The 1025-nt window shown below is 63.4% G+C and carries 1 protein-coding gene; it reads right to left on the bottom strand.

Annotation, left to right across the window (positions count from 1 at the left end):
* The coding region (locus AB0B14_RS36745; protein ID WP_357526768.1) for an acyltransferase domain-containing protein at window positions 1-995 on the bottom strand (995 nt) is incomplete at its 3' end.
* Window positions 996-1025: the final 30 nt, after the last annotated feature.

Genomic DNA, 1025 nt, shown 5'->3' with positions numbered 1-1025 from the left:
AACGCCTCCCAATCAACCGCCACACCCCGCACCGCCAACCCCGCCACCGCCGCCGACAACGCCCCCACCTCACCACGACCCGCCCGCAAAAACGGCACCACCGTCGCCTCCGGCAACGCCTCCCGCACCAACCCCGACAACACCGCATCCGGACCCAACTCCAAAAACGCCGTCACACCCTCAGCCGCCAAAGCCCGCACACCATCATAAAAACGAACCGGCAACCGAACCTGCCGCACCCAATACTCAGCAGAACCCAACTCCCCCGACGCCACCAACCCCGACACATTCGACACCACCGGCACCCGCGCAGAACCAAACTCCAAACCCTCCACCACAGCCCGAAACTCATCCAACATCGGCTCCATCCGATGCGAATGAAAAGCATGACCAACACCCAACCGCCGCACCTTCCGACCCACCCCACCCCAATACGCCGCCACCTGGGCAACCGCATCCTCATCACCCGACACCACCACCGACGACACCCCATTAACCGCCGCCAACCCCACCCGACCCGACAACAACGGCACCACCTCCTCCTCCGAAGCCCGCACCGCCACCATCGCCCCACCAACCGGCAACGCCTCCATCAACCGACCCCGAGCAGCCACCAACACACACGCATCCGACAACGACAACACCCCAGCCACATGAGCCGCCACAATCTCACCAACCGAATGACCCAACACAAACGACGGCCGCACCCCACAACACTCCACCAACCGAAACAACGCCACCTCCAACGCAAAAAGACCCGCCTGCGCAAAAACCGTCCGACCCAACAACCCCGCATCCCCACCAAACACCACCTCCTTCACCGACACCCCCAAACGCCCATCCAACTCCCCACACACCTCATCAAACGCAGCAGCAAAAACCGACGACACCCCATACAACTCACGACCCATACCCAACCGCTGCGAACCCTGACCCGTAAACACAAACGCCACACCACCCTGCTCCACCGCCAACCCACCCACCACACCCGACACCACCTGACCCGACGCCACCGCCCGCAGGCC

Source organism: Micromonospora sp. NPDC049171 (genome assembly GCF_040648275.1).
GTDB lineage: Bacteria > Actinomycetota > Actinomycetes > Mycobacteriales > Micromonosporaceae > Micromonospora.
Note: the sequence above shows the minus strand (reverse complement) of the source record. Positions and strands in the feature narration are given on the sequence as shown.